We start from the raw sequence: 7,573 nt of genomic DNA on the forward strand, positions 1-7,573 counted from the left end.
GTTGTCTTACCGTGGTCTACGTGTCCTATTGTTCCTATGTTTACGTGTGGCTTGGTTCTCTCAAAATGTGCCTTTGCCATTTCTCTTCTCCTCCTTTATGTATAGTTTTAAATATAGCTAAATTTGAACTTCCCTTTTTGGGTTCCTGCTTCACAGATTCTTAATCTCCACAGGCGTAACTTCGGGTTGTTCATACCCTACTTTATTTTTTCGCCCATTTTTAAATGGGGCGATATGTCTAACAGAAAAACTTACCCTGGTGTTTCATAAAAGTAAAATAATGGAGCCCATGATCGGGATTGAACCGACGACCTCCACCTTACCAAGGTGACGCTCTGCCTACTGAGCTACATGGGCAAAGCTCAGAATACACTTCAGTATTATATTGTACACTCTTTAAAAAAATATGTCAATATTATAATTAATCCTCTGTTAATAACTTCTCTATCTTTCTTTTTACCCTTTGAAGTGCATTATCGATGGATTTTGCATGTCTATCTAAATCACAGGCAATCTCCTGATAGGTCTTTCCATTAAGATAACTTCTTAAAACCTCAAGCTCTAAATCACTTAATACTTCCCTCATTCTTCTTTCAATCTTTTTTCTTTGCTCCCTGCTTATTATAAGTTCCTCTGGGTCTGACACATATATCGTAGATAAAACGTCAATAAGAGTTCTGTCTGATTCTTCATCATAAACAGGTTTATTTAGAGATATGTAACTATTTAAAGGAATATGTTTCTGTCTTGTTGCCGTTTTAATTGCTGTTATTATTTGTCTTGTTATGCATATTTCAGCAAAAGCCCTAAATGAAGCAAGAGTTTCGGGTCTAAAATCTCTAATCGCTTTATATAGACCTATCATACCCTCTTGATATAAATCTTCCTTTTCAGCACCTACCAAAAAATAACTCTTAGCCTTTGATTTAACATAATTTTTATATTTATTAATTAAATATTCCTCGGCTTTTGTATCCCCCTTTTTGGCAAGTTCAACAATTTCTTCATCCACCATATCAATATATTTCAACATTTTATTTTGTGTAGCTACATTATAACTCAATTTAACCCCCCCTAAATCAAAGGCCTCAACTAAGTTAAATTATAATGCGAAATTTTCCACAAATCAAGTATTTTCAACGCTTTCGACGCATTCTTTCAAGTTTTTCCAAAATCTCATCTTCTAAAACATCGGCAAGTGTTATAGTTTTATCTTTATAGCTAACATTCGACTTTTTCTGAACATCCTTTTTTAAAGACTCTATCTCCCACCAAAGCTCTGATGGTGTAATTCGTGCACCACCCATCTGAAGTACTATTCTTTGTTCTATGTAATCAGAGGTAACAACATAAACTTGCCCTTTTTTAGAATACTGAGCAACACTTCTTTCTATAAAACAATCCGCAGTTTCGCCCTCTTTTGTATATACTACCTCGATATTTCCTACCATTTGTACGCTCTCTATATTACCTTTTTTAAGATGTGCATCAAATACAACTATTATGTATGTATTTTTTACAACAGAATACTCCTGCAATAAATCAACAAGTTTATCTCTTGCATAATCTAAATTTTCATCTTTAATACTTTTTAAAACCTTCCATTGATTTATAACATTGTATCCATCAACAAACATATATCTTGTAAACTCCACCTTATATTCCCCTCTGTCTTATAACTTCATACATAACAACTCCTGCTGCAACAGATGCATTTAAGGAATTGACTTCCCCCATCATTGGTATTTTTACAATTATATCACAATTTTCTTTAACAAGCCTTGAAAGACCCTTACCTTCACTTCCAATAACAAGTCCAATAGGTCCCTTTAGATTTGTTTTGTAGCTTACCTCACCATCCATATCTGTTCCTATTATCCAAAGCCCTTTTTCCTTTAATTCCTTTATAGTTTGAGTTAAGTTTGTAACCTTAGCAACCTTTGTATGCATTGCTGCCCCAGCAGATGCCTTTATAACAGTAGGTGTAACTAACGCAGATCTTCTTTTTAAAATTATAACTCCGTGGGCACCAAATACATTGGCAGACCTTATAATGGACCCTAAATTATGGGGGTCCTCAATTTCATCAAGCAGTATCACAAAGGGTTCTTCACCCTTATTTTTTGCATATTCTAAAATCTCATCTACAGTTGAATATTTATAGGGAGATACCTGTGCAATAACCCCTTGATGAACATTAATTACAGACATATCATCAAGCTTTTTTCTATCAACTTCAATAACAGGAATTCCCCTTTCCTTTGCTAACGCATTTATGAGTTTCATAGGCCCTTCTTGAGATAAACCCTTTGCAATATAAATCTTTTCTACTGTAGTCTCTGATTTTAAAGCCTCTATAACGGGATTTTTCCCTTCAACTATATTTTCCATATTTTCATTTTTAAAATCGGTCTTCCTCTTTTTTTTATCCATAACTTTTCTCTCCTTTATATGTTTTGTAAATATCTTTCCCTAATCTCCTTCTGTTTACCACAGCTCATATTTCCTTCTTTGCAAGCACCTCTTACACAGGATGGGCCTGCATACTTAAATATAGTTGGTGCCACTTGTTTTACAAGTTTTAACATTTCATTCGCCACCTGTCTTATTTCCCATTGTGCTCTTGTGCAACATCTATGATTAAAGAAATTTAAGAGCGTTCTTGCATTCATTGTAACAACAATTTTAGTTTCACAGGCATTTGGAAAAACATAGCGTGCATCTTCAATTGCCATCTTTTCAGCCCTTCTTTCAGCACTCTTTTCATCTTCTCCCTCTTCAATTAATCTTTTTTTATGGTTCTCCTTTAATATAGCCGCAATTTTATCATAGTATTCTTGATCCTTCACCATTGCCTCTATAAACAAATTCAATGCCTCCTCATTCTGTGCAATTGCTGGAGGAATAACATACTCAAATTGATTAAGCCTAACATATCTTTGGCTTTGTTGTGAATATGAAGCGATTCTATGTCTTACAAGCTGATGACTGCAAGCTCTTGATATACCTTCTATCGCAAAAGTAAAACTTATGTGTTCTATAGGAGACTCATGCCCTAAAGACATAAGCATATTTAAAAATTTCTGTGTTGATTCATCATCAAGTTTTTTAGAAATTTCTTCAACTCCAACTGCACTATAACATAACTTCGCAGCCGAAGCCACTATTTTTTCCGCATCAGGAGTATAGGCCAAAAGCTCAACTTTTAATTTTGATTCCATAAAAACACCATCCCTCACATATTAATTCTATTTAATGTAATATCTATAATTTCGTCAAGTCTTTCGTATCTTCTTGTTAAAAAAAGATATCCTATTAATCCTTCAAAGGCTGTAGCCATCTTATAATCAAACAAATTTGCATTTTTAGGAACGTGTCCAACCTTTGCATTTCTTGTTCTCCTTACTATATCAAGTTCCTCTTCTGTAAGAATAGGTTCAATTTCCCTTAAAAACTGTGCTTGATTTGAAGCCTTTACATACATAATTGAAGCTCTATGAATTTGATTTGGCTTTACTATACCCTTTGTAATAAGATGACTTCTTACAAACATCTCATATACCGCATCTCCAATATATGCCCAAATAATAGGATTAAGTAATCCCACTTCCCTTTCACTAAGTCCAATATACTTGTCAACATTTAACATTTTATGCTCCCTTTCTTAATCTTATTTAATATTAACTTTACACCATTATAACAAAAATATATTATTATATTAATAAAAATATTTGGAGGTTAATATGAAAAGAGTAAAATCTTTTATCTTTGAAAACGATATTAGAATTTTATATGCTTTTAATATAATATACAAACGAAAACTTTTTGACAAGTTGATGCCAATAGTAACCCATCTTGGTGGACCAGTCTTTACTATTATGATGCCTGTTTTGCTTATGTTATTTGGAAATGACTATTTGAAAGAATGTGGTAAAAATTGCCTAATATCGCTATCTACAAGCCATATATGTGTACACTTTATAAAAAAAGCCTTTTCAAGACAAAGGCCCTGTTGGATTATTAAAGATTTTTCAACCTTTAATATAGAACTTAAGGATTACTCATTTCCATCTGGACATACAACAGCTGCCTTTTCAGTCTTTACAACATTAGCCTTCTTCCTTCCTCATTTATCCTTTTTATTTATCTCACTTGCCCTTTTAGTTGGACTCTCAAGAGTTTACCTTGGCGTCCACTATCCAACAGATGTATTAGCTGGTATGTTTATCGGATCATTATTTTCATACATTACTTTTATAATCTAAGTAAGGGGCCTTAAGGCCCCTATCTACATCCTCTTCCACCTTACACCCTGTGGTGTATCCTCTAATATTATTCCCATTGCCTTAAGATCATCCCTTATTTTATCTGCAAGGGCAAAATTTTTCTCCTTTCTTGCTTTTTGTCTCTCTTCAATAAGCCTTTCTATTTCTTCATCTAAAGATTCTTTTGTATTTTTTTGAAGTATTGCAAGAGGTGAACCAAGTTCTCTTATTAAATCCAATGCCTTCTTTGCAATCTCTTTAGAACTTTCAAGATTAATATTACTATTTATATCTCTTACCATATCAAATATAACGGAAATTGCATCAGCAGTATTAAAATCATCATCCATAACCTCAATAAATCTATATTTATATTCATCAAGTTTTGAGCTGAATATCTTTTCCTCTTCCTTCATTACATCAAACTTTGAAACTTCAATTACATGTTCAAGATTTGATATAGAGTTATAAATCCTTTCAAGTCCAGCCTTTGCCTGTTCTAATAAATCGAGGCTGAAGTTTATTGGGTTTCTATAGTGCCCAGATAGCATAAACATTCTAATTACTTCTGCATCATATTTTTCAAGTATTTCTCTTGCAGTGAAGAAGTTGTTTAGTGATTTTGACATCTTTTGATTATTTACATTTAAATACGCAGCGTGCATCCAATATCTTGCAAATGGTTTTCCATTTCTTGCTTCGCTCTGGGCTATCTCATTTTCGTGGTGAGGGAATACTAAATCTGCTCCGCCGCCGTGAATATCTATTGTTTCACCAAGAAGTGAGCAGGCCATTGTTGAACACTCTATATGCCAACCTGGTCTTCCTTCTCCCCAAGGACTTTGCCAAGCTGGTTCTCCCTCCTTTTTTGCCTTCCAAAGTGCAAAGTCCATAGGATTTCTCTTTCTCTCATCTACTTCTATTCTTGCACCAGCCTCTAAATCCTCTATGCTTTGATGACTAAGCTTCCCATATTCTTTAAATTTAGTTGTATCAAAATAAACATCCCCATCAACTGCATAGGCAAATCCCTTATCCTCTAAGTCCTTTACAAACTTTATAATCTCATTTATATATTCTGTAGCTCTTGGATTTACAGTTGCTCTTTTTAAATTTAATGCATCTGCATCCTTGTAATATTCGCCAATATATTTTTCTGCCACATCCTTTACAGTAACACCCTCTTCATTAGCCCTTTTAATCATCTTATCATCGATATCTGTGAAGTTTTGAATGAATTTTACTTGATAGCCTCTGTACTCAAGGTATCTTCTAATTGTGTCAAATACAATGAAGGTTCTTGCATTACCTATGTGGAAGAAATTGTAGACAGTAGGTCCGCATACATACATTTTAACAACGTTAGGTTCTACAGTTACAAAATCCTCCTTCTGTCTTGTCATGGTATTAAAAACCTTAATTCCCATAATATCACCTCTTTTATATAAATTTACCCCTCCATCTCCTTAGAGACGAAGGGGCACTCCGTGGTTCCACTCTAATTAGGCAAAAGCCTCACTCAAAATTATAACGGAATTACCGTTCCTACCTACTTAAATTTCGGTAGAAAAGCTCAAGGACGCACTAAAGGAGTGTCCATATAGCTGCTCACAGCCTAAGACAGCTACTCTCTGGAATGGATTACTTCCTTATTCTTCCCTTCATTGCCTTTTATTTTATTATAGCAAATTTTGTTTTACATATTCAATTCTTTTAATCAACATATCTCTACCTAATATTTCAAGAACATTTACAAGTTCAGGACCGTGCACTTGTCCTGTTACAGCAACTCTTATAGGCATAAATAACGCCTTTCCCTTTGCACCTGTTCTCTTTTTGATTTCATTCATTATATCCTTTGCATTTTCTTTAGTAACAACTTCTGTTTCTAATAATATATTCTTAAATTCATCAAGCAGTGCAGGAACATGTTCTTGCTTTAATACTTCTTTTGCTTCTTCATTTTCTAATTTAACTTCTTCACCAAAGAATATACCTACGTGATTTACTATTTCTGAAACATTAGATAATCCGCCTCTTACTGTATCTACTATCTTTGATATCCATTCTCTATTTGTGTTTGCAAATTCCTCTGTAATAAATTCTCCCTTAACAAGATGAGGAATTGCTAAATCAACTATTCTATCGAGCTCTGCATTTCTTATATAAATACCATTTATATGATTTAATTTATCAATATCAAAAACTGCTGGATTTTTACTTACTCTGTTTATATCAAACATTTTTTCAAGTTCTTCCATAGAGAATATTTCTTCTTCTCCCTCAGGTGACCAACCAAGTAATGCAAGAAAATTAATTATAGCCTCTGGAAGATATCCAGCATCTCTATATTGTTCTACCCAAGTTGAACCGTGACGTTTGCTCATCTTTGTTCTGTCTTTTCCAAGTATTAAGGAAACGTGTGCAAACTTTGGTATATCAAATCCCAATGCCTTGTATATAAGAATTTGTCTTGGAGTATTTGAAAGGTGTTCTTCTCCACGAATTACTGTTGTTATTTCCATTAAATAATCATCTATTGTAACAGCAAAGTTGTAAACAGGTATACCATCTGATTTTACAATGATAAAATCACCAATATCGTTTGAATTAAACTCTACTCTCCCTCTAACTAGGTCATCTACTACTATAAGTTCATCTTCTGGTACTCTAAATCTTACAACAGGTTTTCTACCTTCTTTCTCAAGTCTTTCTCTGTCCTCTTTTGTTAAATGTCTGCACTTACCTGAATATCTTGGCATTTCTCCTCTTTGTAGAGCTTCTTCTCTTTCTCTTTCAAGCTCTTCTTCTGAACAGTAGCATAGATATGCCTTCCCTTCATCTAAAAGTCTTTGAACATAAGGATTGTATATATGTACCCTTTCTGTTGATCTATATGGTCCGTGTTCTCCTCCAACCTCTATTCCTTCATCCCAATGAATTCCAAGCCATTTTAATCCTTCAATAATTACCTTTTCTGATTCCTCAGTAGAACGATTTAAATCTGTATCTTCAATTCTAAGCAAAAACTTTCCGCCAGTTTTTTTAGCATAAAGATAGTTAAATAGTGCTGTTCTTGCACCACCTATATGCAAATGCCCTGTTGGACTTGGGGCAAATCTAACTCTTTCCATAGTACACCTCCGTAAAAATTATATACTAATACAATTTTATATATTTATTCATTTTTTTTCAACACATATATTAAAAGGTTCTATAATAAATGTTGGGGCGTAGCCCCAGCATATTTTTTTTACAAAAAAAATATGCACCTGTTTTAGATGCCTGGTAAAATTAAATTAACTACA

General features: G+C 33.6%; 8 protein-coding genes, 1 tRNA gene and 1 other annotated feature. Of the genes, 1 reads left to right on the forward strand and 8 read right to left on the reverse strand.

Annotated elements, in window-relative coordinates; genetic code table 11:
* Positions 1-281: 281 nt before the first annotated feature.
* From JG776_RS11920 to JG776_RS11945, 6 genes are all read right to left on the reverse strand, one after another.
* Positions 282-357: transfer RNA gene (locus JG776_RS11920), tRNA-Thr, on the reverse strand.
* A gap of 64 nt (positions 358-421) precedes the next feature.
* Positions 422-1,063 (reverse strand): RNA polymerase sporulation sigma factor SigH, encoded by a 642-nt coding sequence (sigH, locus tag JG776_RS11925; protein ID WP_073248220.1) that lies wholly within the window; start codon positions 1,061-1,063, stop codon positions 422-424.
* 73 nt (positions 1,064-1,136) lie between these two features.
* On the reverse strand, positions 1,137-1,655 hold the full coding sequence (locus JG776_RS11930) for an NYN domain-containing protein (protein WP_291967795.1): 519 nt from the start codon (positions 1,653-1,655) through the stop codon (positions 1,137-1,139).
* Position 1,656: 1 nt separating this feature from the next.
* Positions 1,657-2,433 carry a 23S rRNA (guanosine(2251)-2'-O)-methyltransferase RlmB gene (gene rlmB, locus JG776_RS11935; RefSeq protein WP_366934214.1) on the reverse strand — a complete coding sequence of 259 codons (777 nt, stop codon included), beginning with the start codon at positions 2,431-2,433 and terminating at the stop codon, positions 1,657-1,659.
* 14 nt (positions 2,434-2,447) lie between these two features.
* Positions 2,448-3,221, reverse strand: coding sequence for an FAD-dependent thymidylate synthase (thyX, locus tag JG776_RS11940; RefSeq protein ID WP_291967797.1), 774 nt, complete (start codon positions 3,219-3,221; stop codon positions 2,448-2,450).
* A 14-nt stretch (positions 3,222-3,235) separates the two neighbouring features.
* Positions 3,236-3,649 (reverse strand): ribonuclease III domain-containing protein, encoded by a 414-nt coding sequence (locus tag JG776_RS11945; RefSeq protein WP_291967798.1) that lies wholly within the window; start codon positions 3,647-3,649, stop codon positions 3,236-3,238.
* 94 nt (positions 3,650-3,743) lie between these two features.
* Here JG776_RS11945 and JG776_RS11950 point away from each other — a divergent pair, with 94 nt between their 5' ends.
* Complete coding sequence (locus JG776_RS11950; RefSeq protein WP_291967800.1) at positions 3,744-4,265, forward strand: phosphatase PAP2 family protein; 522 nt, start codon at positions 3,744-3,746, stop codon at positions 4,263-4,265.
* A gap of 23 nt (positions 4,266-4,288) precedes the next feature.
* On the opposite strand, the gene cysS is transcribed toward JG776_RS11950, so the two are convergent.
* Both cysS and gltX read right to left on the reverse strand, forming a co-directional pair.
* Complete coding sequence (gene cysS / locus JG776_RS11955; protein WP_291967806.1) at positions 4,289-5,686, reverse strand: cysteine--tRNA ligase; 1,398 nt, start codon at positions 5,684-5,686, stop codon at positions 4,289-4,291.
* A 44-nt stretch (positions 5,687-5,730) separates the two neighbouring features.
* Positions 5,731-5,939: a binding site (T-box leader), on the reverse strand.
* A 5-nt stretch (positions 5,940-5,944) separates the two neighbouring features.
* Entirely contained in the window at positions 5,945-7,399 is a 1,455-nt protein-coding gene (gene gltX / locus JG776_RS11960; RefSeq protein ID WP_291967802.1) for a glutamate--tRNA ligase, read from the reverse strand.
* Positions 7,400-7,573 lie beyond the last annotated feature (174 nt).

This window comes from Caloramator sp. (genome assembly GCF_020054765.1).
Classification (GTDB): Bacteria; Bacillota; Clostridia; order Clostridiales; family Caloramatoraceae; genus Thermobrachium; species Thermobrachium proteoclasticum.